Annotated in this window: 17 protein-coding genes; 6 read left to right on the forward strand and 11 right to left on the reverse strand. The window is 67.0% G+C overall.

What is annotated here, in order from left to right; genetic code table 11:
* Window positions 1–15: 15 nt before the first annotated feature.
* The 11 genes from ACZK13_RS19115 to ACZK13_RS19165 form a co-directional block, all read right to left on the reverse strand.
* Window positions 16–906: an energy transducer TonB gene (locus ACZK13_RS19115; protein ID WP_032130286.1), complete on the reverse strand. Its 891-nt coding sequence runs from the start codon at window positions 904–906 to the stop codon at window positions 16–18.
* A 75-nt stretch (window positions 907–981) separates the two neighbouring features.
* Window positions 982–2712, reverse strand: a complete 1731-nt coding sequence (gene aceK / locus ACZK13_RS19120; RefSeq protein ID WP_071229347.1) for a bifunctional isocitrate dehydrogenase kinase/phosphatase — start codon at window positions 2710–2712, stop codon at window positions 982–984.
* Window positions 2713–2880: 168 nt separating this feature from the next.
* Window positions 2881–3240 (reverse strand): hypothetical protein, encoded by a 360-nt coding sequence (locus ACZK13_RS19125; RefSeq protein ID WP_005419760.1) that lies wholly within the window; start codon window positions 3238–3240, stop codon window positions 2881–2883.
* Window positions 3241–3293: 53 nt separating this feature from the next.
* The gene (locus ACZK13_RS19130) at window positions 3294–3710 is read right to left on the reverse strand and encodes a roadblock/LC7 domain-containing protein (RefSeq protein ID WP_049401646.1); all 417 of its coding nucleotides are present in this window, start codon (window positions 3708–3710) and stop codon (window positions 3294–3296) included.
* A complete protein-coding gene (locus ACZK13_RS19135) occupies window positions 3703–4251 on the reverse strand; it encodes a GTP-binding protein (RefSeq protein WP_253144377.1) in 549 nt (182 codons plus the stop codon). Before ACZK13_RS19135 ends, ACZK13_RS19130 begins: the two co-directional genes overlap by 8 nt.
* Window positions 4244–5209 (reverse strand): hypothetical protein, encoded by a 966-nt coding sequence (locus ACZK13_RS19140; protein WP_125895949.1) that lies wholly within the window; start codon window positions 5207–5209, stop codon window positions 4244–4246. The genes ACZK13_RS19135 and ACZK13_RS19140 overlap by 8 nt, the downstream gene beginning before the upstream one ends.
* A 265-nt stretch (window positions 5210–5474) precedes the next feature.
* On the reverse strand, window positions 5475–7697 hold the full coding sequence (locus ACZK13_RS19145) for an NADP-dependent isocitrate dehydrogenase (protein WP_253144375.1): 2223 nt from the start codon (window positions 7695–7697) through the stop codon (window positions 5475–5477).
* A 337-nt stretch (window positions 7698–8034) separates the two neighbouring features.
* The gene (locus tag ACZK13_RS19150) at window positions 8035–8547 is read right to left on the reverse strand and encodes a hypothetical protein (protein WP_253144374.1); all 513 of its coding nucleotides are present in this window, start codon (window positions 8545–8547) and stop codon (window positions 8035–8037) included.
* Between the two features lie 44 nt (window positions 8548–8591).
* Window positions 8592–8885, reverse strand: a complete 294-nt coding sequence (locus ACZK13_RS19155) for a LysM peptidoglycan-binding domain-containing protein (RefSeq protein ID WP_253144371.1) — start codon at window positions 8883–8885, stop codon at window positions 8592–8594.
* Window positions 8886–9104: 219 nt separating this feature from the next.
* Complete coding sequence (gene queF / locus ACZK13_RS19160) at window positions 9105–9923, reverse strand: NADPH-dependent 7-cyano-7-deazaguanine reductase QueF (RefSeq protein WP_253144369.1); 819 nt, start codon at window positions 9921–9923, stop codon at window positions 9105–9107.
* 496 nt (window positions 9924–10419) lie between these two features.
* Window positions 10420–11739 (reverse strand): M20 family metallopeptidase, encoded by a 1320-nt coding sequence (locus ACZK13_RS19165; protein ID WP_478482070.1) that lies wholly within the window; start codon window positions 11737–11739, stop codon window positions 10420–10422.
* A gap of 186 nt (window positions 11740–11925) precedes the next feature.
* On the opposite strand from ACZK13_RS19165, the gene ACZK13_RS19170 reads away from it, so the two are divergent.
* The 6 genes from ACZK13_RS19170 to ACZK13_RS19195 all read left to right on the forward strand — a co-directional run bounded on the left by ACZK13_RS19170 (window position 11926) and on the right by ACZK13_RS19195 (window position 25267).
* Window positions 11926–13167, forward strand: a complete 1242-nt coding sequence (locus ACZK13_RS19170; RefSeq protein WP_180838250.1) for an efflux RND transporter periplasmic adaptor subunit — start codon at window positions 11926–11928, stop codon at window positions 13165–13167.
* Window positions 13168–13241: 74 nt separating this feature from the next.
* A complete protein-coding gene (locus tag ACZK13_RS19175) occupies window positions 13242–16475 on the forward strand; it encodes an efflux RND transporter permease subunit (RefSeq protein ID WP_180838249.1) in 3234 nt (1077 codons plus the stop codon).
* 31 nt (window positions 16476–16506) lie between these two features.
* Window positions 16507–19629, forward strand: coding sequence for an efflux RND transporter permease subunit (locus ACZK13_RS19180; RefSeq protein WP_049424064.1), 3123 nt, complete (start codon window positions 16507–16509; stop codon window positions 19627–19629).
* A 337-nt stretch (window positions 19630–19966) separates the two neighbouring features.
* Window positions 19967–22024: a TonB-dependent siderophore receptor gene (locus tag ACZK13_RS19185; RefSeq protein WP_125895793.1), complete on the forward strand. Its 2058-nt coding sequence runs from the start codon at window positions 19967–19969 to the stop codon at window positions 22022–22024.
* A gap of 129 nt (window positions 22025–22153) precedes the next feature.
* Complete coding sequence (yccS, locus tag ACZK13_RS19190) at window positions 22154–24331, forward strand: YccS family putative transporter (RefSeq protein WP_125895794.1); 2178 nt, start codon at window positions 22154–22156, stop codon at window positions 24329–24331.
* A gap of 141 nt (window positions 24332–24472) precedes the next feature.
* On the forward strand, window positions 24473–25267 hold the full coding sequence (locus ACZK13_RS19195; RefSeq protein ID WP_478482072.1) for an SDR family NAD(P)-dependent oxidoreductase: 795 nt from the start codon (window positions 24473–24475) through the stop codon (window positions 25265–25267).
* Window positions 25268–25364: the final 97 nt, after the last annotated feature.

A 25364-nucleotide genomic window follows, 5' to 3' on the forward strand; every position in this document is an offset into this window, starting at 1 on the left:
GCTCCGCAGCGGGTCTCAGCCCTGCGCCAGCGGGGTCAGCAGGCGCAGGCCGCGCTTGGCGCCGTCCACCATGTAGACGCCGCCTTCCGGCAGCAGATCGCTGCCGACCTGCTCGACCGGGTCCGCCTCGCGCCACGGGACGGTCTGCCGCGGCCCCGGAATGAAGGCGCGCCAGCGGCCATAGCGTTCCGCCACTGCATTGGGATCATTGTTCAGGGCGAAGTTCACCGGGATGCGAACCGTCCAGCTGTCCCGGGTGCTGTCCTCGCCGGTGGTCGGCGGCTTGAAGGTCCACGTGCGGGCGGTGCTGACACTGGCTCTGGCCAGGATGTCGCGCATCTTCGCCAGGGTCCGCTCAGGTGCGACCACGGCCATGTTCACCTGCTCGGCGGCCACATCGGCCACCGTTCCGTCACGGGCCACCTTGACCAACAGCAGCACCTCACCCTGGCCACCGTTACGGTAGGCCGCTTCCGGGTAGCGCGGCGGCGTCATGTGCAGCTGGGTCACCGAATCGGTGGCCTTCGGATCGTACTCGCTGAAGTCGACACTGGTCATGCTGATTTCATAACCGCCATCGGCCGCAGCCTTGCCGCGCAGGCGAACGCGCAAAGGGGCCCGCGTAGCCACCGCCTGGCCATCGCGCAGCGTGGGCTCGAAGCGCCAGCCACCGATGGTGCCTTCCACGAAGGAGGCGATGCTCGGGGCCACCATGGCTTTCTGGTCCAGCACCAGCGAACGGACCGCTCCCTCCGGCGTGACCTCGATATGACCGGACAGCACCATGCTCATTTCCGCAGTCGCACGTACAGCACGTGCGGTCTGCGCAGTGGCATCGCCTGCAAGCAGGGGGGCGCCGGCACCTACGGCCAGCGCGAGGGCGAGAAACAGTGGGGAACGCATCATTGCCGGATCCTTGGTGATGAACGGCGAGCCTATCCCAGTCCCAGCCGCCATGACAGCCGGTTCACGCCAGCCGGTTCACGCCAGCCGGTGTGCGCCCGCGTAGGGCGGCGTGTCCGGATAATCACCCCGGGCGAAGCGTTCCTGCAGGCCCTGCCACCAGCCCGGGTCGAACAGGTGCCGGTAGTGCTCGCGCACGGCTGCCAGCTCCGCAGCAGGCAGGCCCATGAACGGACCGAAGCGCTCGGGAAACACGTCGCGCGGGCCGACATGGAACCACGGCTCGTCGGCCATCGCTTCCTCCGGCGTGCGTGGCTGCGGCCAGGCGCGGAACACGCAGTCGCTGACCAGGCACAGCTCGTCATAGTCATAGAACACGGCCCGGCCGTGCCGTGACACACCGAAGTTCTTCGGCAGCATGTCGCCGGGGAAGATGTTGTTGCGCGCCATGTCGGTGATCGCCTGCGCGTAGTCGAGCACCGCCGCGCGCACCGCCTCGCCGGACTGCTCGCGCAGGTACAGGTTCAAAGGACGGAAACGACGTTGCACATAGCACAGTGCGACTTCGACCTCGTCGCCATCGACACGTACGCTCTGCGCGCACTGCTGCAGCAGCTCTTCCAGCAGGGCCGGCGCGAAGCGCTCGCGCGGGAAACGCAGGTGGCGATAAGGCTGCGCATCAAGCAGGCGGCCGACACGATCGAGATTGAACACCAGCGCGTACTTCTCTTCCACCTGCTGCCGCGACATTGCCTTGGGCCAGGCGAAACGGTCGCGGATCAGCTTGAACACCAATGGATAACTGGGCAGGGTGAACACCGCCATGACCATGCCCGGCGTGCCTTCGGCATGCACCAGCCGTTCCTGCGGATGCTCGTTGAAGTGGCGGAAGAAGGTTCGGTAGCGCTCGGTCTTGCCCTGCTTGGCACGTCCCAGCACCGTGTAGATCTCGTCGATCGGCTTGCCCGGCAGCAGGCTGCGCAGGAACACCACCGCGTCGCCCACCGTACCCAGGTCAGCCTGGAAGTAGCTGCGCGACACGCCAAACAGATGGGCGACATCGCGGCGCCGGGTCAGTACCGCATCGGCACGCAGGCCGCGCGCATCGTTGACCAGGGCAATCACGCATGGCGAAAAGCGATGCTCGCCGAACACGCGGCCAACCAGGTAAGCGCGGCGCTCGCGGTAGAACACCGTGTCGAGCAGTTCGATGCTGCGTACCGGCGTGTCCCCCCAATGGGCGAGGTCGTCCTGCAGGCGCACGGCGATGGCCGCCGCACAGCGCAGCTGGTGCGCATAGGGGATGTCGAAACGGTAGTCGGCCAGCACGCGTTGCAGGGCCTCCACCGGCCGCGTCGGCGAGACCGCGTAGGTATGCCGCGCGACAGGATGGGTGATTGCATCGGAGGGCTCGACGTCGAAAGCAATGAATTCCAGCGCCGGGTCCACGCCGCGGGTAGCGAACAGGCGCCGCGACAGCGTGTTGTAGAAGGTCTTGTACAGCTCGGCGTCGATCAGGCCCTGCAGCAGCCCGCTGTACTGCGCGTGCACCTGCAGCCACAGCGCACGCTCGCCGATCGCGTCACCGGCGAGGCGGCGCAACGCATCCATCTGCTCGGCGATGCACAGGTCGTACAGGGCGATGCGCTCGACCGCATCCTGTCGCGCACCAGCCCAATCGCGCTGCTCGAAGCGCTGCCGCGCCCGCGCGGTGATCGCCGCGAAGCGGGCATGGTACTGCTCGAAACCATCGCGGATGGCACCGGCGATACGCGGCGCCAGCTCGGCAACGATGTCAGGCGTGGACATGCAGGGCTCATCCGGGAGGACCGGCTTCACCATACGCTGGCGTGGGGTGGCTTGTGTAGAGTCGAGCCATGCTCGACTGCTTTTGGCCGAAGTCGAGCACGGCTCGACTCTACAGAAGGCAGGGGCAGAAGCAGTCGAGCAAGCTCGACTCTACAACGCGCCGGTGGCTCAGATCGCCAGTTCGGCCTCTACGTCCTGCACCTTGCGCCGCGCCAGCGCCAGGTTGGATTTGGTCCGGTCCAGCACGATGTAGAAGAACAGGCCCTTCTTCTTCGCCACCGGGCGCATGATGTGGTACGCCTTGCCCAGCGAGATCAGGATGTCCTCGATGCTGTCGTTGAGGTTCAGCGACGCGGCGGTCTTCATCTTGGCGCGGATCACCTCAGTGTTGCCGGCGGCGGCCACTTCCATGTCCATGCCGGCACCGGCTTCGCCCAGCAGCATGCCGCTTTCGTAGTCGACCAGCGCCACTGCCTGCGCGCCGTCGATGCCCATCAGTGCGTTCAACGATTCATTCAATCCAGCCACGTCGCACCCCTTGTCGATGTTGGTTCGAGCCCCTCGTTCCCCTGCGGCCGGGCTCACGATCCGCCGAGTTCGGCCAGGATCGCCTGGCCACATTCCCTGCTCTGCCACAGCACCTGGCCGATCACGCTGCGCTGGTCGCAGGCCGCCATCAGCAGCAGCGGTGCGCGCCCTTCGGCCTGGATCGCCAGCATCAGCACTTTGCCGCCCGCGGCCTCCAGCATCAGCGTCTGCAGATCGCCCAGCAGCAGTTCGCGGCCAACTGCCGCGGCCAGCGCCAGCATCGCGCTGGTCATCGCCGCCAGCCGTTCGCCGCGCCCTTCGGCCCCGGCACTGACCAGGGCGAAGCCATCGACACTGGCCAGCACCACCGTGCGCACGCCTTCCACGCGCTGCTGCAGGTCCTGCAGCAGCGGCTGCAGGCGCTCACGCTGACCGGCATCGGGCAGTACCGCCATCTGCCCGTCAGCCATGCGCCGCCACCAGTGCGTGCGCTTCCATTTCGCTCATCAACACATCCATCAGCAACAGTCCCTGTTCGCGGTCGCGGGCATCCACGGCCAGCAGCGGCAGTGGATGGTCGTCAAGGCTGGCACGGGCGGCCCAGTCATCCAGTGCGGCCTGCGGTGCCTGGTCCAGGTGGGTGACCGCCACCACCAGTGCCAAGGATGATGCGAACGGCTGCAGCACCTGCAGGTAGTCCTCCAGCTCGGTGGCCATGCCGGCACGACGCGCATCCAGCAGCAGCACCGCGCCACGCGCGCCCTGCAGCAGGATCGGCCACAGGAAATCGAAACGCTGCTGGCCGGGTGTTCCGTACAACCGCAGGCGTTCGCCATTGGGCAGATCGATGTCTGCGTAGTCCAGCGCCACGGTGGTGGACGCCTTGTCGGCGCCAAGGCGATCACTGTTGGCCACATCCGTGTCGACCACCGCGCCAACCGCGATGCTGCGTACCAGGGTCGACTTGCCGCTGCCCATGCCGCCCAGCACCACCACCTTGTGCTCACGCATTGCGTTCGCTCCCGCGCAGGTGCCGCCACAGGCGGGCAAGCAGGCCGTTGTCGGTGCGGGTGCCACCTGTCGCCATCAGCGGCGTCGCCGATGCAGTCTGCAGCTGCGCGTAGCCGCACAGGTAGGCGGCATGGATGAAATCGCGCACCGCCGCAGCCGGCAACTCGAGCAGCATCACGCACTCGTCAACCGTGCACGCGCGCTTGAGCAGCAGCGAACACAGGCGGAAGCCATCATGGTCGTGGCCCAGTACGCGGAAGTCCGGCCAGCGCAGCAGCTTCACTGAAGCGCCACGCAGGCGTTCGTCCAATGCCTGCCAATGGCGGCTGCGCTGTGCCCACTGCCACAGCAGCGGTCGCAGTGGCTGGCGTGGCCGCTCACCGGCCAGCGCCTGCAGGCGTGCGGGTGTCAGCGCATCCAGTTGCAGGTGTTCGAAGGCATCGGCCAGACGCTCCACCAGCGCCGCAGCCGGTTCCTGCAGCAGCACGGCCTGGTCGTGCTCCAGATCCATCAGCAGCAGAGGCCCGCTCGCATCACTCAACAGTGCCTGCCCCTGTCGCAGCGGCAGCCGCTCGCGCAGCAGGCGGGTGATGGCGTGTGCACCATCGGCAAGACGGATCGGTGCGGGTGCGTGCATGGCCATGGGCTCCGGTGCCAACTGCATGCGGCGCAGCGCGCGGCCGATGGCACCATCGTCAAGCACGTCCTGGTGCCCGTCGCCGTCACGCAGCTGGCCGCCGATATCCTCGATCCAGCACTGCAATCGCGGGCGTTGCTGGCGCATGCGCTGGGCCGCGTTGCGCAGTGCAGGGGTATCGCGGATGACCAGCAGGTCGCAATCGTCCAGATCCTGGCTGCGGCGGATCTGGCCATCCGGCAGTGCCGACGCCAGGCGCAGCCGTTGCAGCAGGGCCTGCTCGCCCTGGATGTCGGTTCCCACTACCAGCACGCGTGCCATCCGTGTTCCCCGAGCGACCACCTCCCCGGTGGTCTCGCGTCGCCAAGGCTAGGGCATCGCCAGCGGCAGCCGTCGTGATCGACTGCTCAGATTGAAGGCGGTTGCAGACTGCCTCCTATCGTTTCTGCGACGGCCATCGCGGGCAAGTTTCATGCCCCTTTGACGGCATTCCGACAGCCGACGGATGTCACGGTTTCATCGCCTGGCCAAAAAAGAAACCCGCGCCGAAGCGCGGGTTCCGGTGTCACGGCCGAGCGGCGATGGATCAGCCGCGCAGCTGCTCCAGCGCGGCGTTGAAGGTCGCGCTCGGGCGCATCGCCTTGCTGGCCTTGGCCACGTCCGGGCGATAGTAGCCGCCGATGTCCACGGCCTTGCCCTGCACTGCGATCAGCTCTTCGACGATCTTCTGCTCGTTGTCGGTCAGCGCCTTGGCCAGCGGGGCGAAGCGCGCCTTCAGTGCGGCGTCCTCGTCCTGCGCGGCCAGGGCCTGGGCCCAGTACAGCGCGATGTAGAAGTGGCTGCCACGGTTGTCGATGCCACCCAGCTTGCGCGACGGCGACTTGTCGTTGTCCAGGAACTGGCCGTTGGCTTCGTCCAGCGCCTTGGCCAGCACACGGGCCGCGGCGTTGTCGTAGCGGTTGCCCAGGTGTTCCAGCGACGCGGCCAGGGCCAGGAACTCACCCAGCGAATCCCAGCGCAGGTAGTCCTCTTCAACAAACTGCTGCACGTGCTTCGGGGCCGAACCACCGGCGCCGGTCTCGAACAGGCCGCCACCGGCCATCAGCGGCACGATCGACAGCATCTTGGCGCTGGTGCCCAGCTCCATGATCGGGAACAGGTCGGTCAGGTAGTCGCGCAGCACGTTTCCGGTCACCGAGATGGTGTCCTCGCCCTTGCGGATGCGGTCCAGCGAGAACGCGGTGGCTTCCACCGGCGGAAGGATGCGGATATCCAGGCCGCTGGTGTCGTGGTTCTTCAGGTACTGCTCGACCTTGGCGATGACCTGCGCGTCGTGGGCGCGGGCGGCATCGAGCCAGAACACGGCCGGGGTGCTGCTCAGGCGGGCGCGTTCGACGGCCAGCTTGACCCAGTCCTGGATCGGCGCGTCCTTGGTCTGGCACATGCGCCAGATGTCACCGGCTTCCACGGCGTGCTCGAACACCACGGTGCCGGCATCGTCGGTGACCTTGACCACGCCGTCGGCGGCGATCTGGAAGGTCTTGTCGTGCGAGCCGTACTCTTCGGCCTTCTGTGCCATCAGGCCGACGTTCGGCACCGAACCCATGGTGGCCGGGTCGAAGGCGCCGTGCGCCTTGCAGTCGTCGATGACGGCCTGGTACACGCCGGCGTAGCAGCGGTCCGGAATGACCGCCTTGGTGTCCTGCAGCTTGCCTTCGGCGTTCCACATCTTGCCGGAGTCGCGGATCATCGCCGGCATCGAGGCGTCGACGATCACGTCGCTCGGCACGTGCAGGTTGGTGATGCCCTTGTCCGAGTTGACCATGGCCACGCCCGGGCGCTGCGCGTACTCGGCCGCCAGGTCGGCTTCGATCGCCGCACGGGTGGCTTCAGGCAACGACGGCAGGCGCGCAGCCAGGTCACCGATGCCGTTGTTGGCATCGAAACCCGCCTGCTTGAGCACGTCGGCATGCTTGGCCAGCACGTCCTTGTAGAACTCGTTGACCGCCACGCCGAACATGATCGGATCGGAGACCTTCATCATGGTCGCCTTCAGGTGCAGCGAGAACAGCACGCCCTGGGCCTTGGCGTCGGCGATCTGCTCGCCGATGAAGGCGGCCAGTGCCTTGCGGCTCATGACGGCGGCATCGACGATCTCGCCCGCCTTCACTGCGGTCTTTTCCTTCAGCACGACGGTGCTGCCGTCGTTGCCGTGGAAGGTGATCTTCAGCGCACCGGCGTTGGCCAGGGTGGCCGACTTCTCGCTGCCGTAGAAGTCACCGGCGGCCATGTGCGCGACGTGCGACTTCGAATCCGGCGCCCAGGCACCCATGCGGTGCGGGTGCTTGCGCGCGTAGTTCTTCACCGACAGCGGCGCGCGGCGGTCCGAATTGCCTTCGCGCAGCACCGGGTTCACCGCGCTGCCCTTGACCTTGTCATAGCGCGCCTTGTAGTCGCGCTGCTGGTCGTCGGCCGGGGTTTCCGGGTAATCCGGCAGCGGATAGCCCTGGTCCTGCAGTTCCTTGATGGCCGCCTTCAGCTGCGGCACCGAGGCGGAGATGTTCGGCAGCTTGATGATGTTGGCGTCCGGCGTGGTCGCCAGCTGGCCCAGCTCGGCCAGATCGTCGCTGACCTTCTGCGCGTCGCTGAGCAGTTCCGGGAACAGCGACAGGATGCGGCCGGACAGCGAGATGTCACGGGTTTCCACCACGATGCCGGCAGTGGCGGTGTAGGCACCAACGATCGGCAGCAGCGACTGGGTGGCCAGGAACGGTGCTTCGTCGGTCAGCGTGTAGAGGATCTTGGACATGGGGGACTTGGACTCTGTAGCAATGCTCAGGGGAAGGCCGGCGCCAGCGCCGGGCCACGTGCAACCGTGTCGCTTTCCCCCGGGGCGGGAAGGGGGGGGGGGGGGGGGGAACCCCCCGGGTTGGGGGGTTTTCGGGGGGGGGGGGGGGGGGCGGGGCGGGGGGGGGGGGCGTGCCGGCAACGCTGTGATCCATCCACGCACGGTGTGGATGAAGCACGGCCCGGTTGTCAGTAGATCCACGCCATGCGTGGATAGCGCCAACCGTCGCCCAACAAAAAAGGACGCAGCCTCGCGGCTGCGTCCATCGTGAGCCCTGCCGGGAGAGAGTCGGCAGGACTTACTTGACCTCGAACTCCTGCGGCGTTCCGGCCGCCTTGCCATCGACGGTGACTTCGGCGCGGTACTTGCCGGCCGGCCAGCCCTTTGCATTCTTGAACGTGACGTTGGTGGTTTCCGCACCACTGGTGTTCAGGGTGGCGTTCTGTTCGCCGGCCACCTGGCCGTCCTGGTAGGTCAGCTTCGCGCCAACGGTGACGTTGTTGGCGGCACCGTCGGTCTTGACCGAGACGATGACGTCATCCTTCGGTGCGAACAATGCCGTCGTTGCAACCGACTTGTCGGCGGCTGCGGTCTTGCCGACGGTGACGGCCAAGACGCTGACGGCAGCAGCTTCTGCCATCGGCGGCGGTGCGCCGGTCATCGGCGCCGGTGCTGCCGGTTCGGCCGGAGCGGTCGCTGCCGGGGCGGCGTTGCTGTCGGTCGACTCTTCTTTCTTCTTGCAACCGACCAGGGCAACGCTGCCCAGCAGGGCGGCGATCAGGGCGGTCTGGAGCGGGGTGGTCTTGATCATTCGGGGTTCCTCCCAGGGATTGTCGGACGGCGTTCGATCGCCGTTTACTTCGGCGGCAGTTTCAGGGTCTGGCCCGGGAAGATCTTGTCCGGGTCGTCAAGCACATCGCGATTGGCTTCGAAGATCTTCCTCCAGGCATTGGCGTCGCCCAGATGCTGCTTGGCGATCTTCGACAACGAGTCACCCTTCTGCACGGTGTAGGTGCCGCCGCTGACGACGTCTGCGGTGCTGTCCACCGAAGCGCTGACGCCGGAGAAGTCCGCCTTCGGCACCTGCTCGGCGGTACTGTCGACGCTGCCACTGACGCCGGAGAAATCGGCTTTCTTCTCGGTACTCATCCACAACTCCCGTCTGCATGACTACGTGGTTCGCACGTTGCCATGGCGGTTGTTAAATGGGGATGGTGCAGATGTGAAGCCGCCCCCGGGGGCGGCTGAACAATCGGGAGAGACGGTGCCCGGTAGTGCCGGCCGCTGGCCGGCTTGCCCTGGCCCTGGATGCGGGTTCCCTGCGGTTGCCGGCCAGCGGCCGGCACTACCCGTAACCGTCTGCGGCGGTTATTGCCGCAGTTCGCGGTAGGTCGCGGCCGGGGCAGCGATGCCGGGGCTGGCGCGCCAGGGATTGATGTCCAGGCCACCACGACGGGTATAGCGGGCCTCCACTTCCAGCCACTGCGGCTGGCAGCGGGCGGACACTTCGCTGAAGATCCGCTCAACGCACTGCTCGTGGAACTCGGCGTGCTCGCGGTAGCTGACCAGGTAGCGCAGCAGGCCCGCGCGGTCGATCTTCGGCCCACGGTAACGCAGGCTGACCGTTGCCCAGTCCGGCTGGCCGGTGACCGGGCAGTTGGACTTCAGCAGCGACGAGACCAGGGTCTCCTCCACCACCTCGCCCGCGTCGGCAGTCAGAAAGTCCGCCTGCGGCGGACCGTAGCAGTCGATCTCCACGTCCAGTCCGTCGATGGATTCACCGAGCGGCGTCTCACGCAGGCCCGGCAGGCCGAACTCGACCTGGACCGGCGCACCGGCGCAGGCTGACAGGTCGTCGACGATGCGCGCGCGCAGTGCCTCGGCGCTGTCGATACGGGTGCTGTTGAGGGAATTCAGGTACAGCTTGAACGACTTAGATTCGATCAGCCGCGGCGAGGTGCACGGCACCTGCACGGTGGCGACGGCGACCTGCGGCTTGCCACGCGTGTCGAGCCAGCTCAGCTCGAAGGCATGCCAGCGGTCATGGCCGACGAACGGCAGCGCGGCGTCGTCGAGGCCGATCTCGGCGCGGGCACCGCTGCGGGGGATGGGAAACAGCAGGCCGGGATCGTACTGCGACGGGTAACTGACCTCGCGACCGAGGCTGGAATCCTGTGGGGTGTTCATGGGGGCATTGTATCGCGCGGACGGCGGGCCTTCGGCCGGGCCGGCCAACGGCGGAGCCCCTCCGTGGTGGGGTGTTGGGTCGTCGAAAGCCTGGATTCCCGGGAGTGGGCCGGGCGGATGGGGCTGGCGGGGACGCCGTGAATCCGTCCCTGGAGGCTTAGCCGCGCCTTCCATGGCGCGGATACCCCGCCAGCCCCATCCGCCCGGCCCCCGGACACATTTCTGCCGCCGATCCACCACGGGAAAGATCAGAAAATCAAAATCAAAATCCGATCCTTCGGACATTTTCGATGTCTGCCATCCACGCATGGCGTGGATCTACCGGCAAGCCACGGGATCGGGTCTGGAGGAAAGCCCCCTGAGTCAGGGGGCGGCCGCGAAGCGGCGGGGGTCTGGAAGCTGGTAAGGGGGGCCCACGGTTCGCGCAGCGAACTGTGGGAGCGACAGCGCGCATGCGATGTCGCGTACCCAGGGCTGCAAGCCCTGCCGGAAACCCTCACCCCGCAGGAGTGCCGGCACCGTTCAAGTAATCCAGGCTCACCTGCAGCAGCGCGCGCAGTCCCACATCCAGCGCCTTCTCATCCAGCAGGAACTTCGGTGAATGATTCGCCGGTGCCGTCGCCGGGTCGATGCCCACGCTGGTCGAACCGACGAAGAAGAACATCCCCGGCACTTCCTTCGCGTACAGCGAGAAATCCTCCGCACCCATCTGCAGCGGTGGCTCGTACACGTTGTCCTTGCCCACCACTGCCTGCAGGCTCGGCAGCATCTTCGCGGTCAGCGCCGGGTCGTTCACCGTGGCCGGATTGCCCTCCGACTCGTAGATGTCCGTCACCGCCTTGGCACCGTGCGCGGCGGCGGTGTGCTCGGCCACATTGCGCAGGTCGGCGAAGATCTGCTGCCGCATGCCTTCGTCGAAGGTACGGATGGTGCCGACCATTTCCACTTCATCCGGAATGATGTTGTAGCGGATGCCCCCGTTGATCGCGCCGAAGGTCAGCACCGCCGGCTGCTTGGACAGGTTCGCGCGGCGGCTGACGATGGTCTGCGCCGTGCCGACCAGGTCAGCGGTGGCCACGATCGGATCAACACCATTCCACGGCGCCGAGCCATGCGTCTGGCGACCGATCACCTTGATTCCGAAACGATCCGAGGCGGCCATCAGCGGACCACCACGCACGGCGATCTGCCCGGCCTGCACGCTGGAGAACACATGCAGGCCAAACACGGCTTCCGGCTTGAAGTCAGCAAACAGTCCTTCCTTCAGCATCAGGGCAGCACCACCCTCTTCCGGCGGCGGTGCACCCTCTTCGGCCGGCTGGAAGATCAGCATCACCTGGCCCGGCAGATCCTTCTTCATCGACACCAGTGCCTCGGCCACGCCGAGCAGGGTGGCGGTGTGCGCGTCATGGCCGCAGGCATGCATCACGCCCACGGTCTGCCCGCGGTACTGGTCGGTGGCTTTCGAGGCGAACGGCAGGCCGGTCTGTTCGGTCACCGGCAGCGCGTCCATGTCCGCGCGCAGGGCGATCTTCGGCCCGGGCTTGCCGCCTTCGATGATCGCCACCACGCCGTGGTGGGCGATGCCGATCTTCGGCTTCAGGCCCATCGCACGCAGGCGCTTGGCGACCTCGGCCGAGGTGCGCACCTCACGGTTAGACAGTTCCGGGTGCTGGTGGAAATCGCGCCGCCATTCCACCACCTTGGCCTGCAGCCGCTGGGCGGCAGCGGTCACCTCCGGGCGCTGCCCGTCCTGGGCGTGGGCAAGAGCCGGCAAGGCCAGCAGCAGGGCGGACAGCAGCAACGAACGGCGCATCACGATCTCCACGGCAGGGGGTTCCAGCTGAATGTAGGGCAACACCGCCGCTACGGGAACCTCCGCGGCCGGATCCGGTCTTAGCGCCCGTCCCATCCGTCATGCAGGAAACGTGATGTGGCGCAGGTATGCTTTGCGCATTGCCAACCGGGGCCGTGCCCCGTCCAGCCCTCTTGGAGTCCTTGAATGTCACGTGTTTGGAAGATCGTGCTGCTGGTCGTGGCGGTACTGGTGCTGGCCGTGGTCGGCCTGCGCGTACTCGGCGGGGGCAAGGACAAGGCCGGTGGCCCGGCGGCAGCTGCGCGCCAGGGCGGTGAAGACCCGGATGCCGGCCCGGTGCCGGTGACCGTGGTGGATGCGGCACGCCAGGACGTGCCGGTCTATGCCAGCGCGCTGGGTACGGTGACCGCAATGAACACCGTCACCGTCAGCCCGCAGGTTGGCGGCCAGCTGATGAGCCTGAATTTCCGCGAAGGCCAGGAAGTGAAGAAGGGCGATGTGCTGGCGGTGATCGACCCGCGCACCGCCCAGGCCAGCTATGACCAGGCCGTGGCCTCCAAGCGCCAGAACGAGGCGCTGCTGGCCACCGCGCGTTCCAACTACCAGCGCTCGAACGCGCCGGAGTATCGCCAGTTCGTCGCCAAGACCGATCTGGATACACAGCGAAACCAAGTGGCACAGTACGAAAGCGCAGTCGCGGCGAACGAGGCCAGCATGCGCTCGGCGCAGGTGCAGCTGCAGTACACCAAGGTCACCGCGCCGATCACCGGCATCGCCGGCATCCGCGCGGTCGACGCCGGCAACGTGGTCAACGCCGGCACCGCGCTGGTCACGCTGACCCAGATCCATCCGATCCACGTGCTGTTCAACCTGCCCGAGCGCCAGCTCGGCGATGTGCGCCAGGCGCAGGCCGCCGGTGCGGTACCCGTCGCGGCACTGGACCGCGCCGATTCGCACGTGCTGTCCGGCGACGGCAAGCTTGACGTGGTCGACAACCTGATCAGTGCCGACAGCGGCACGTTCAAGGCGCGCGCGATCTTCGACAACACCGACAACGGCCTGTGGCCGGGCCAGTTCGTCAACGTGCGCATGCAGCTGCGCACGATTGCCGGTGGCGTGGTCGTTCCGACCCAGGCCGTACTGCGTGGCCCGGACGGCGAGTACGTCTATGTGGTGCAGGGCGACAACACGGTGAAGATGCAGACCGTGCGCAGTGGCGTGGAAGTGGGTGACAGCCAGGTGCAGATCGCCGAGGGCCTGAAGGGCGGCGAGCGGGTGGTCAGTGAAGGCCAGTTCCGCTTGAAGCCGGGCAGCAAGGTCACCGCGCTGAAGCCGGGCGAAACCCCGGCGGTGCCGACCGAAGCCGAGCTGAAGGCCGCCGAGCAGAAGAACGGCGGCGGTGGCCGTCGTGGCGGCGGCCCGCGCTGAGCGCAGGCTACCGACCTCCCTCGCGCCGGCAAGCCTGCCGGCGCCGACATTGAAGTGCCAGCAAGGATCAGTCCGTGGGCTTTTCGACGATCTTCATCCGCCGCCCCATCGCCACCTCGCTGCTGATGGCGGGCCTGTTGCTGCTGGGCATCCTCGGTTACCGCAAGCTGCCGGTGTCGGCGCTGCCGGAAATCGATGCGCCCAGCCTGGTGGTCACCACCCAGTACCCCGGCGCCAACGCCACCACCATGGCCTCGCTGGTCACCACGCCGCTGGAGCGCCAGTTCGGGCAGATCTCCGGGCTGGAGCTGATGACCTCCGACTCGTCGGCCGGGTTGTCCACGATCATCCTGCAGTTCTCGATGGACCGGAACATCGACATTGCCGCGCAGGACGTGCAGGCGGCGATCCGCCAGGCCACCCTGCCCTCGTCGCTGCCCTACCAGCCGGTCTACAACCGGGTGAATCCGGCCGACGCGGCCATCGTCACCCTGAAACTGACCTCTGACACGCGCCCGCTGCGCGACGTCAACAACTACGCCGACTCGATCCTGGCCCAGCGACTGTCGCAGGTGCAGGGCGTGGGCCTGGTCTCGATCGCCGGCAACGTGCGCCCGGCCGTGCGCATCCAGGTCAATCCGGCGCAGCTGTCGAACATGGGCCTGACCCTGGAACAGCTGCGCAGCGCGCTGACCCAGGCCAACGTCAACGCGCCGAAGGGTTCGCTGAACGGCAAGACCCAGTCCTACAGCATTGGTACCAACGACCAGCTCACCAGTGCCGCCGAGTACCGCGACACCATCATCAGCTACAAGAACGGACGTCCCGTGCGTTTGTCCGACGTGGCCGAAGTGGTTGATGGCGTGGAGAACGACCAGCTGGCCGCCTGGGCCGATGGCAAGCCGGCGGTGCTGCTGGAAGTGCGCCGCCAGCCCGGCGCCAACATCGTGCAGACCGTCGAGCGCATCCGCGCGATCCTGCCGCAGCTGCAGGGCGTGCTGCCAGCCGACGTGCACCTGGAGATCTTCAACGACCGTACCGAGACCATCCGCGCCTCGGTGCATGAGGTGCAGTTCACCCTGATCCTGACCATCGGCCTGGTGGTGGCGGTGATCTTCGTGTTCCTGCGCCGCCTGTGGGCCACGATCATTCCCTCGGTGGCGGTGCCGTTGTCGCTGGCCGGCACCTTCGCGGTGATGGCCTTTGCCGGCATGTCGCTGGACAACCTCTCGCTGATGGCGCTGGTGGTGGCCACCGGCTTCGTGGTCGACGATGCGATCGTGATGATCGAGAACATCGTGCGTTACATCGAGCAGGGCAAGAGTGGCAAGGAAGCGGCCGAAATCGGTGCGCGCCAGATCGGCTTCACCGTGCTGTCGCTGACCGTTTCGCTGGTGGCGGTGTTCCTGCCGCTGCTGCTGATGCCCGGCGTCACCGGCCGCCTGTTCCACGAGTTCGCGTGGGTGCTGAGCATCGCCGTCGTGCTGTCGATGCTGATCTCGCTGACGCTGACCCCGATGATGTGTGCCTACCTGCTCAAGCCCGACGCCCTGCCCGAAGGCGAGGACGCGCATGAGCGCGCGGCGGCGGCCGGCAAGCAGAACCTGTGGACGCGCACCGTCGGCCTGTACGAGCGCAGCCTGGACTGGGTGCTGGACCACCAGCGCCTGACCCTGGCCGTGGCCGGCGGCGCACTGGTGCTGACCGTGCTGCTGTACGTGCTGATTCCCAAGGGCCTGCTGCCCGAACAGGACACCGGCCTGATCACCGGCGTGGTCCAGGCTGACCAGAACATCGCCTTCCCGCAGATGGAGCAGCGCACCAAGCAGGTGGCCGAAGCGCTGCGCCAGGACCCGGACGTGACCGGCGTGTCAGCCTTCATCGGCGCGGGCAGCATGAACCCCACGCTCAACCAGGGCCAGCTGTCGATCGTGCTGAAGGAACGCGGCGAGCGCGACGGCCTGGACAAGATCCTGCCGCGCCTGCAGAAGGCCGTCGCCGGCATTCCAGGTGTCGCGCTGTACCTGAAGCCGGTGCAGGACGTGACCCTGGATACCCGCGTGGCCGCCACCGAGTACCAGTACTCGCTGTCGGACGTCGATCCGGCGACCGTGGCCACCCAGGCCACACGCCTGACCGAAGCGCTGCGCAAGCGCCCGGAACTGGCCGACGTCGACAACAACCTGTCCAACCAGGGCCGCGCGCTTGAACTGAACATCGACCGCGACAAGGCCAGCGTGCTGGGCGTGCCGATGCAGACCATCGACGACACCCTCTACGATGCGTTCGGCCAGCGCCAGATCTCGACCATCTTCACCGAACTCAACCAGTATCGGGTTGTGCTGGAAGTGGCGCCGGAGTTCCGCACCAGCACCGCGCTGATGGAACAGCTGGCCGTTGCCTCCAATGGTGCCGGTGCACTGACCGGCACCAATGCCACCAGTTTCGGCCAGGTCACCTCGTCGAACTCATCGACGGCTACCGGCATCGGCGCGCAGAACACCGGCATCACCGTCGGCGCCGGCAACATCATCCCGCTGTCGGCGCTGGCCGAAGGCAAGGTCAGCAGCGCGCCGCTGCTGGTCAGCCATCAGCAGCAGCTACCGGCAGTGACGGTCTCGTTCAACGTGGCGCCGGGCTATTCGCTGTCCGACGCCGTGCGTGCAATCCAGGAGACCAAGGACAGCCTGGACATGCCCACCCACCTGCATGCCGAATTCATCGGCAAGGCCGCCGAATTCACCGGCAGCCAGACCGATGTGGTGTGGCTGCTGCTGGCCTCGCTGGTGGTGATCTACATCGTGCTGGGCGTGCTCTACGAGAGCTACATTCACCCGATCACGATCATCTCCACGCTGCCGCCGGCCGGTGTCGGCGCGCTGCTGGCACTGATGCTGTGCGGGCTGAGCCTGTCGGTGGATGGCATCGTCGGCATCGTGCTGCTGATCGGCATCGTCAAGAAGAACGGCATCATGATGGTGGACTTCGCGATCGAGGCGCGCCGCGCCGGCGCCAACGCGCATGAAGCGATCCGCCGCGCCTGCCTGCTGCGCTTCCGCCCGATCATGATGACCACCGCCGCGGCCATGCTCGGTGCACTGCCGCTGGCGCTGGGCACCGGCATCGGCTCGGAACTGCGCCGCCCGCTGGGCATCGCCATCGTCGGTGGCCTGCTGCTGTCGCAGCTGGTGACCCTGTACACCACGCCGGTGATCTACCTGTATATGGAGCGCTTCTCCGAATGGCTGGCCCGCCGCCGCGAGCAGCGCGCACTGCGCGACGGTTCGCTGCAGGAGCCGCAGGCATGATCCACGCCCCGCTGCCGTGGGGGGCCGCACGATGAACCTGTCCGGCCCCTTCATCCGCCGCCCGATCGGCACCGCGCTGCTGGCCATCGGCCTGTTCATGGTCGGCCTGATCTGCTACCTGCGGCTGGGCGTGTCGGCGCTGCCGAACATCGAGATCCCGGTGATCTTCGTGCACGCCAGCCAGTCCGGTGCCGATGCGGCAACCATGGCCTCCACGGTCACCGCGCCGCTGGAACGTCATCTCGGCCAGCTGCCGGGCATCGACCGCATGCGCTCGTCGAGCTCGGAAGGCAGCTCGCTGGTGTTCATGATCTTCCAGAGCGGCCACAACATCGATTCGGCCGCGCTGGACGTACAGACCGCGATCAACTCGGCACAGGCCGACCTGCCTTCGGGCATGGGCTCGCCGATGTACCAGAAGGCGAACCCGAACGACGACCCGGTGATCGCCATCGCGCTCACCTCGCAGACGCAGTCGGCCGACGAGCTGTACAACGTCGCCGATTCGCTGCTGGCGCAGCGCATCCGCCAGATCAGCGGTGTTGCTTCGGTCGACATCGCCGGTGCCTCGACGCCGGCGGTACGCGTGGACGTCAACCTGCGCCTGATGAACGCACTCGGCCTGACCGCCGACGACCTGCGCAACGCCGTGCGCGCGGCCAACGTGACCTCGCCCACCGGCTTCCTCAGCGATGGCAACACCACCACCGCGATCATCGCCAACGATTCGGTGGCACGCGCCGCCGACTTCGCCGACCTGGTGGTCAAGACGCAGGGCGATGGCCGGGTGATCCGGCTGAAGGACATCGCCAACGTCTACGACGGCCAGCAGGATGCCTACCAGGCCGCGTGGTTCGACCACAAGCCGGCGGTGGTGATGTACGTGTTCACCCGCGCCGGCGCCAACATCGTGGAGACCGTGGACCGGGTCAAGGCACAGATTCCCGCGCTGCGCGACTACCTGCAGCCGGGCACCACGATGACGCCGTACTTCGACCGTACGCCGACCATCCGCTCGTCGCTGCATGAAGTGCAGATCACTCTGCTGATCAGCCTGGCGATGGTGGTGCTGACCATGGCGCTGTTCCTGCGCCGGCTGGCACCCACGTTGATCGCCGCAGTGACCGTGCCGCTGTCGCTGGCCGGTGCCGCGCTGGTGATGTACGTGATGGGTTTCACCCTGAACAACCTGAGCCTGCTGGCGCTGGTGATCGCGATCGGCTTCGTGGTCGACGATGCGATCGTGGTGATCGAGAACATCATGCGCCACCTCGACGAAGGCATGCCGCGGATGCAGGCAGCGCTGACCGGCGCGCGCGAGATCGGCTTCACCATCGTCTCGATCACCGCCTCGCTGGTGGCGGTGTTCATCCCGCTGCTGTTCGCCAGCGGCATGATGGGCGCGTTCTTCCGCGAGTTCACCGTCACCCTGGTGGCGGCCATCGTGGTCTCGATGATCGTCTCGCTGACGCTGACCCCGGCGCTGTGCAGCCGCTTCCTCAGCGCCCACGACCACACGGCGCCGCCGTCGCGCTTCGGCCGTTGGCTGGATGCCGGCCACGAGCGCATGCTGCGCATCTACACCGTGTTCCTGGATTTCTCGCTGCGCCATGCGCTGCTGCTGTCGCTGACGCCGCTGCTGCTGATCGGTGCCACCGTCTTCCTGTTCGGCGCGGTGAAGAAGGGCGCGTTCCCGCCGCAGGACACCGGCCTGATCTGGGGCCGCGCCAACTCCAGCGCCACCGTATCCTTCGAGGACATGGTCGCCCGCCAGCGCCGCATCACCGACATGCTGATGGCCGACCCGGCGGTGAAGACCGTGGGTGTGCGCCTGGGCAGCGGTCGCCAGGGCTCCAGCGCACAGTTCAACGTCGAGCTGAAATCACGCAAGGAAGGCCGCCGCGAAACCACCGCACATGCCCTGGCGCGACTGAGCGCCAAGGCCGACCGCTACCCCGACCTGCAGCTGCGCCTGCGCGCGATCCAGGACCTGCCCAGCAACGATGGCGGTGGCTCCAGCCAGGGCGCGCAGTACCGCATCTCGCTGCAGGGCAATGACCTGGCGTCACTGCAGGAATGGCTGCCCAAGCTGCAGGCGGAGCTGAAGAAGAACCCGAAGCTGCGCGACGTCGGCACCGATGTGGACAATGCCGGGCTGCGCCAGAACATCGAGATCGACCGTGCCAAGGCCGCCCGCCTGGGTGTTTCGGTCGGCGCCATCGACGGCGCCCTGTACGGTGCGTTCGGCCAGCGCCAGATCTCGACCATCTATTCGGACATCAACCAGTACAGCGTGGTGGTCAACGCCCTGCCCTCGCAGACCGCTACGCCGGCGGCGCTGGACGAGGTGCATGTGCGTGCGCGCAACGGCGACATGGTGCCGCTCACGGCGGTGGCCAAGCAGGTGCCGGGGCTGGCGCCTTCACAGATCACCCATGAGAACCAGTACACGACGATGGACCTCAGCTACAACCTGGCGCCGAACGTGAGCATGGGCGAGGCCAAGGCGATCATCGACGCGACCGTGGCCGGCATGCGCATGCCCGGCGACATCCGCCTGGCTGATGACGCCGGCTTCGGCTTCAACTCCGACCCCAGCGACATGCTGATCCTGGTGTTTGCCGCGATCCTGACCGTGTACCTGGTGCTGGGCATGCTGTACGAGAGCCTGATCCACCCGGTCACCATCCTGTCCACGCTGCCGGCGGCGGGCGTGGGTGCGCTGCTGGCGTTGTTCGGCACCAATACCGAACTGTCGGTGATCTCGATGATCGCGCTGGTGCTGCTGATCGGCATCGTCAAGAAGAACGCGATCATGATGATCGACTTCGCGCTGGTGGCGCAGCGCGAACATGGGCTGGCACCGCGCGAAGCGGCACGCGAGGCCAGCATCGTGCGCTTCCGCCCGATCATGATGACCACGATGGTGGCGATCCTGGCTGCTGTGCCGCTGGCGATCGGCCTCGGCGAAGGGTCCGAGCTGCGGCGTCCGCTGGGTATCGCGATGATCGGCGGCCTGCTGTTCTCGCAGAGCCTGACCCTGCTCAGCACGCCGGCGCTGTACGTGATCTTCTCCTGCCTGGCCGAGCGCTGGCGCGCACGTCGCGCACGCAGGCGCGAAGCGAAGCTGCTCAAGCGCGCGCAACGGGCGTAGAAGGGCCCATCCACGCAGGGCGTGGATCTACTGGTAGCGCCGGCCGCTGGCCGGCGTTCTCCGTACAGCCAATCTGCCGGCCAGCGGCCGGCACTACCGTGGGAGCGGATGGTGGGTACGAACCGTGGGCACGGATGGTGGGTGCGGACCGTTGGTCCGCATGCCTCCGGGTTTGACGCACGGTAACGAAAAGAGAACAATTCTCATCCAGCCATGGTCCTGCGCCCCTTCGCGGCGCCCCGCTGCCATCTCCGGCCAGCCTGCGTGATCCCAGCCACTGCCCCTTCCCCCACCCGTGGGCGGATGGCCTGTGGCCGTCCGTCGAGGACCACCATCGATGCTGCCTTCCCGTTCTCCCCGCCTGGCCCTGCTGGCCATCGCCCTGTCAGCCGCCTGCGCTGCCCATGCCGAAGCGCCGGCCGTCAGCCGTAACGCCACCGATCTGGATGCGGTGAAGGTCACCGCCGAACGCACCCATACCGACGCCGGCGCACTGGGCGACCGCGCCCTGCGCGACACTCCGTTCGCGATCACCGCTGTTGGCCGCGAGCAGATCGAGCAGCGCCAGGTGGTCTCGCTGGGCGAAGCCTTCCTGCTCGACCCTTCGGTCAGCACCCAGGTCAGCGCCTATGCCAGTGGCTGGAGCTCGCCCATCCGCAACCGCGGTCTGGAGCTGAACTACGACAGCTACCGGGTCAATGGCCTGCAGGTCTCTTCCTGGGGCACCGAATGGCCGCTGGAAGTGATGGAACAGGTCGATCTGCTGAAAGGCCCGGGCGGATTCCTGTATGGCTTCGGCACCCCCGGCGGCATCGTCAACTACATCACCAAGAAGCCGACGGACACGCCCACCTTCTCCGCCCAGCTGGGCTGGCGCGAACAAGGCATCGTCAGCGGCGGCATCGACGTTGGCGGCCGCTTCGGCAACGAGCAGATGTTCGGCTACCGCTTCAACGCCTTCCAGGAAAAAGGCGAGACCTTCAATGGCGGACACGTCGATCGCAAGGTGGGCGCACTGTCGCTGGACGCGCGCCTGAGCGATGCGCTCACCTGGACCTTCGACGGTGTGTTCCAGTCGCGCGACCTGCGCGAGGAATCGCCGCAGTACTACTTCCGTGGCCTGACCTCGTTGCCGCGGCCGATCGCCGGAGATACCGACAACAGCGTGCCCGGCACCTACTACGACACACGCTCCAGCCTGCTGTCGACCGGCTTGAACTGGCAGATCAACAGCGACTGGAAAGCCAGCCTGAGTTACGGCGTCACCACCTCGTGGAATGACGTCAACAAGATCTTCGCCTACATCGACGATCTCAACGGCGACTACGACGTCAACGTCTACGAACTGGGTGGCAAGAGCGAGTGGAAGCTGGCCCAGGCGATGCTGCAGGGCAGCTTCCGCACCGGCCCCCTTCAGCATCAGGTGGTGGCGGGCATCAGCCACCAGACCGGACTGGGGTGGGACCGCCCCTACGAGTGGAACCTGATTGGCCGCGCCAACCTGTACCAGCGCCATGCCATCCGCCACGACGCCGTTGGTTCGCGGGTGATGACCCGCGGCGACGAGACGGTGCAGCAGGCGGTGTTCGCAAGCGATACGGTGAACCTCGGCAGCGGCTGGTCGGTGCTGGCGGGCTGGCGCTACAACGACTTCGAAACCAAGGGGCGGTACCACACCTACCCGGTCACCCCGACCTACGCCGTGATGTTCAAGCCCAGCGAGGCGGTCACCCTCTACGCCAGCTACATCGAGTCGCTCGAAGCGGGCAGCCGCGTAGGCAACAGCTACATCAACGCCGGTGACGTGCTCGATCCCACCATCAGCAAGCAGTACGAGATCGGAGCCAAGGTCGAAGCGGCGCGTTGGAATGCGAACGTGGCCGCGTTCCGGCTGGAACGTGGTGCCAACATCGATGAGCTCACGCCGGCCGGCAAGCGCCTGGTGCAGGACGGCATCACGCTGTACGAAGGCATTGAAGCCAGTGCCGACCTGCACCTCAACGATGCACTGACCGTCGGCGGCGGCGTGACCTGGCTGGATCCGACCTACGACAAGCTGTCCCCGGGCAGTGCCGCACAGGAAGGCAACCGCACCGCCGGTGCTGCGCGCTGGAGCGGCGTACTGCACGCCACCTACCAGCTGCCGTGGGTAGACGGCTTGGAAACCTATGCCGCCGTGCGCTATTACGGCGATGTCTGGTACGACGCCGACAACACCCTGAAGCTGCCTGACTACACGCTGGTGAATGCAGGCATCGGCTATCGCCTGCTGGCGTCCGGCCATCCGGTGACTCTGCGTGCCAGCGTCGAGAACCTGGCCAACCGCAGGTACTGGTCCAACGCCGGCGCCGGCCTGCCGCGCACGTTCGCGGTGAGCGTGCGCTGGGAGATGTAAGGTGCCGGTCCCCGCCGTCCATGCGGACGACGGGCCCGCACATGGACGGTGGGTGCGGACCGTTGGTCCGCACTCCATATTTCACCCCGTACCCGCAATAATGGTGGGAGACCCTTCCACCGAGCCTGCATGCCCGCCCGCGAATCCCGCCTCAGCCGCCTGTGGGCCCACGAAAAGGCCAGTTATGGCCTTCGGGTGTTCATCGCCCTGACCGCAGCGCTTGCCGTGTGCTGGCAGCTGGACGCGCTCACTGCCCTGCCCGGCGTGTTCCTCGGCATCATCGCCAGCGCCATCGCCGAGACCGATGACAACTGGTGGGGCCGTACCAAGGCGGTACTGCTGTCGCTGCTGTGCTTCTGCCTCGCCGCCGCTTCGGTGATCTGGCTGTTCCCCTGGCCATGGATCTTCATCGGCGCGCTGGCGCTGTCCACCTTCGGGTTGACCCTGCTGGGTGCGCTCGGCGAGCGCTATGCGTCCATCGCCCAGGCCACGGTAACGCTGGCGATCTACACCATGATCGGGCTGGAGCAGCATGGCGCCAGCGACCTGCACAGCGCGCTGGACGCGGTCAGCCACCTGCTGGCCGGTGCGGTCTGGTACGGCCTGCTGTCGATCCTGTGGACCGCACTGTTCGCCAACCGTCCGGTACGCGAACGCGTGGCGCGACTGTACGTTGAACTGGGCCGCTACCTGCAGTTGAAGGCAACACTGTTCGAGCCGGTGCGCGAGGCCGACCTGCAGCGTCGCCAGCTCGACCTGGCCGAACAGAACCGGCGCGTGGTAGGTGCATTGAATGAAGCCAAGACCGCGATCCTGGCCCGCTTCGGCCGTTCCGGGCGGCCCGGCGTGAACTCCGGCCTGTACCTGCGCCTCTATTACATGGCACAGGATTTCCACGAGCGCGCCAGCTCCTCGCACTACCCCTACGGTGCGCTGGTCGATGCCTTCTTCCACAGCGATGTGCTGTACCGCTGCCAGCGCCTGCTCGACCTGCAGGGGCAGGCCTGCGCACGGCTGGGCGAGGCGATCCGCCTGCGCCGTCCGTTCGTGTATGGCGAAAGCAACCAGCAGGCCGGGCGCGACCTGGCCGATGCGCTGGCCTATCTGCGCGACCAGCAGCGGCCGCAGTGGCAGCGACTGCTTGGCTCGCTGGATCTACTCGTGCACAACCTGCGCAGCATCGAGCGCCGCCTGCTGGATGCGGAGCGCTCCGAGGCCAGCCTGGACAACGTCGATACCCGCCTGCGCGACAGCAACCCGCACACCCTGCGCGAGATGGGCGTGCGCGTGCGCCAGCAGCTCACGCCCGGCTCGGTCCTGTTCCGCCACGGCCTGCGCATGGCATTGGCCCTGATCGCCGGCTTCGCGGCAATCCGCTTGTTCAATGCACAGAACGGCTCGTGGGTGCTGCTGACCATCGTGTTCGTGTGCCGCCCCAACTTCGGCGCGACCCGCCAGCGCCTTGCACAACGCATCGTCGGCACCGTGGCCGGCCTGGTGCTCACGTGGGCACTGCTGCAGCTGTTCCCGCAACTGCACGTGCAGCTGCTGATCGCGCTGCTGTCGGCGCTGCTGTTCTTCTTCACCCGCACCGACCGCTACCTGGTGGCGTCGGCGGCGATCACGGTGATGGCCCTGACCTGCTTCAACCTGATCGGCGACGGCTTCGTGCTGATCGTGCCGCGCATGGTCGATACGCTGCTGGGTTGTGCGATCGCCGCCGCGGCCGCCTTCCTGATCCTGCCCGACTGGCAGGGCCGGCAGCTGCATCTTGTGCTGGCGCGGGTGCTGGACACCGCCGCGCGCTATCTGGATTCGGTGCTGGGCCAGTACCGCAGCGGCATGCGTGACGATCTGGCCTACCGCATCGCCCGCCGCGATATGCACAACGCCGACGCCGCGCTGTCCACCGCGTTGTCGAACATGCTGCGTGAGCCCGGCCATGTGCGCCGCAATCTGGATGCCGGCTTCCACTTCCTGGCGCTGTCCAACACACTGCTCGGGCACCTGTCGGCCCTGGGTGCGCACCGCGACCAGGTGGACAGCTACGCCGGCGATCCGCTGGCGCTGGCTGCCGGTGAGCGCGTGCGCAAGGCGCTGCAGCAGCTGGCGACGGCCCTGAGCGCTCGGCAACCGGTCGCGGAAGAGGACAATGATGCCGACCGCGCGGTGGCCGCCGAACTGGAACAGATCGACGAGGCGATGCCGCCGAAGCTGCAGCTGATCCGCACGCAGATGGCGCTGGTGCTGCGGATGCTGCCGAAGGTGCGGGCGGCGGCGAATGAGGCGGTGACCAGCCTGACCTGATCCCTCATCGCTGGTCGGACATTCCATCCACGCATGGCGTGGATCTACTGCACCGCGTGCAACCGTGTGTTGCGTATGGCGATGCGCCCCGATCACGTTCCCGCGCGGATACTGGGCGATCCCTGCTCCCCCGGATTCCCCATGAAGATTGAACTCTCCGGCCGTACCGCGCTGGTCACCGCCTCCACCGCCGGCATCGGCCTGGCGATTGCCCAGGGCCTGGCCAACGCGGGCGCGCGGATCATTCTCAACGGCCGCAGCACCGACAGCGTCGAACGCGCCCGCCAGCGCCTGCTCGCCGCCGTTCCGGGTGCCGACGTGCTCGGCGTGGCCGCCGACCTCTCCGATGCGGCCGGCGTCGACACGCTGCTGACAGGCCTGCCCAAGGTCGACATCCTGGTCAACAACGCCGGCATTTTCGGCCCCGAGGACTTCTTCGAGACCGAAGACGCGACCTGGGAACGTTACTGGCAGACCAACGTGATGTCCGGCGTGCGCCTGTCGCGGGCACTGTTGCCGGCCATGGTCGATGCCGGCTGGGGTCGCGTCCTGTTCATCTCGTCCGAATCGGCACGCAACATTCCGGCCGACATGATCCACTACGGCGTCAGCAAGACCGCGCAGCTGTCGCTGTCGCGCGGCCTGGCCAAGCGCGTGGCCGGCAGCGGCGTCACCGTCAACGCGGTGCTGCCCGGCCCGACCCTGTCTGACGGTTTCGCGGCGATGTTCGAAGATGAACGCCAGCGCAGCGGCAAGCCACTGGAGCAGATCGGCCGCGAGTTCGTGATGACACACCGGCCGTCTTCGGTGATCCAGCGCACCGCCACGGTCGAGGAAGTGGCCAACATGGTGGTGTACCTGGCCTCGCCGCAGGCCTCGGCGACCTCGGGTGCGGCGCTGCGCGTGGATGGCGGCGTGGTCGACGATATCGTCTGAGACCTATCAAGGTGTGCGGACCAACGGTCCGCACCCACAGTTGTGGGGCTTCAGTAGATCCACGCCATGCGTGGATGCATCCCGCCATGGTCCCGGC

Source organism: Stenotrophomonas sp. 99219_Sma, from assembly GCF_056480785.1.

What these genes read in the sequence shown, in the direction of transcription:
- ACZK13_RS19115 (WP_032130286.1), bottom strand. Translation starts at nt 906, where the DNA reads ATGATGCGTTCCCCACTGTTTCTCGCCCTCGCGCTGGCCGTAGGTGCC.
- aceK (WP_071229347.1), bottom strand. Translation starts at nt 2,712, where the DNA reads ATGTCCACGCCTGACATCGTTGCCGAGCTGGCGCCGCGTATCGCCGGT.
- ACZK13_RS19130 (WP_049401646.1), bottom strand. Translation starts at nt 3,710, where the DNA reads ATGGCTGACGGGCAGATGGCGGTACTGCCCGATGCCGGTCAGCGTGAG.
- ACZK13_RS19135 (WP_253144377.1), bottom strand. Translation starts at nt 4,251, where the DNA reads ATGCGTGAGCACAAGGTGGTGGTGCTGGGCGGCATGGGCAGCGGCAAG.
- ACZK13_RS19140 (WP_125895949.1), bottom strand. Translation starts at nt 5,209, where the DNA reads ATGGCACGCGTGCTGGTAGTGGGAACCGACATCCAGGGCGAGCAGGCC.
- ACZK13_RS19145 (WP_253144375.1), bottom strand. Translation starts at nt 7,697, where the DNA reads ATGTCCAAGATCCTCTACACGCTGACCGACGAAGCACCGTTCCTGGCC.
- ACZK13_RS19150 (WP_253144374.1), bottom strand. Translation starts at nt 8,547, where the DNA reads ATGATCAAGACCACCCCGCTCCAGACCGCCCTGATCGCCGCCCTGCTG.
- ACZK13_RS19155 (WP_253144371.1), bottom strand. Translation starts at nt 8,885, where the DNA reads ATGAGTACCGAGAAGAAAGCCGATTTCTCCGGCGTCAGTGGCAGCGTC.
- queF (WP_253144369.1), bottom strand. Translation starts at nt 9,923, where the DNA reads ATGAACACCCCACAGGATTCCAGCCTCGGTCGCGAGGTCAGTTACCCG.
- ACZK13_RS19165 (WP_478482070.1), bottom strand. Translation starts at nt 11,739, where the DNA reads ATGCGCCGTTCGTTGCTGCTGTCCGCCCTGCTGCTGGCCTTGCCGGCT.
- ACZK13_RS19170 (WP_180838250.1), top strand. Translation starts at nt 11,926, where the DNA reads ATGTCACGTGTTTGGAAGATCGTGCTGCTGGTCGTGGCGGTACTGGTG.
- ACZK13_RS19180 (WP_049424064.1), top strand. Translation starts at nt 16,507, where the DNA reads ATGAACCTGTCCGGCCCCTTCATCCGCCGCCCGATCGGCACCGCGCTG.
- ACZK13_RS19185 (WP_125895793.1), top strand. Translation starts at nt 19,967, where the DNA reads ATGCTGCCTTCCCGTTCTCCCCGCCTGGCCCTGCTGGCCATCGCCCTG.
- yccS (WP_125895794.1), top strand. Translation starts at nt 22,154, where the DNA reads ATGCCCGCCCGCGAATCCCGCCTCAGCCGCCTGTGGGCCCACGAAAAG.
- ACZK13_RS19195 (WP_478482072.1), top strand. Translation starts at nt 24,473, where the DNA reads ATGAAGATTGAACTCTCCGGCCGTACCGCGCTGGTCACCGCCTCCACC.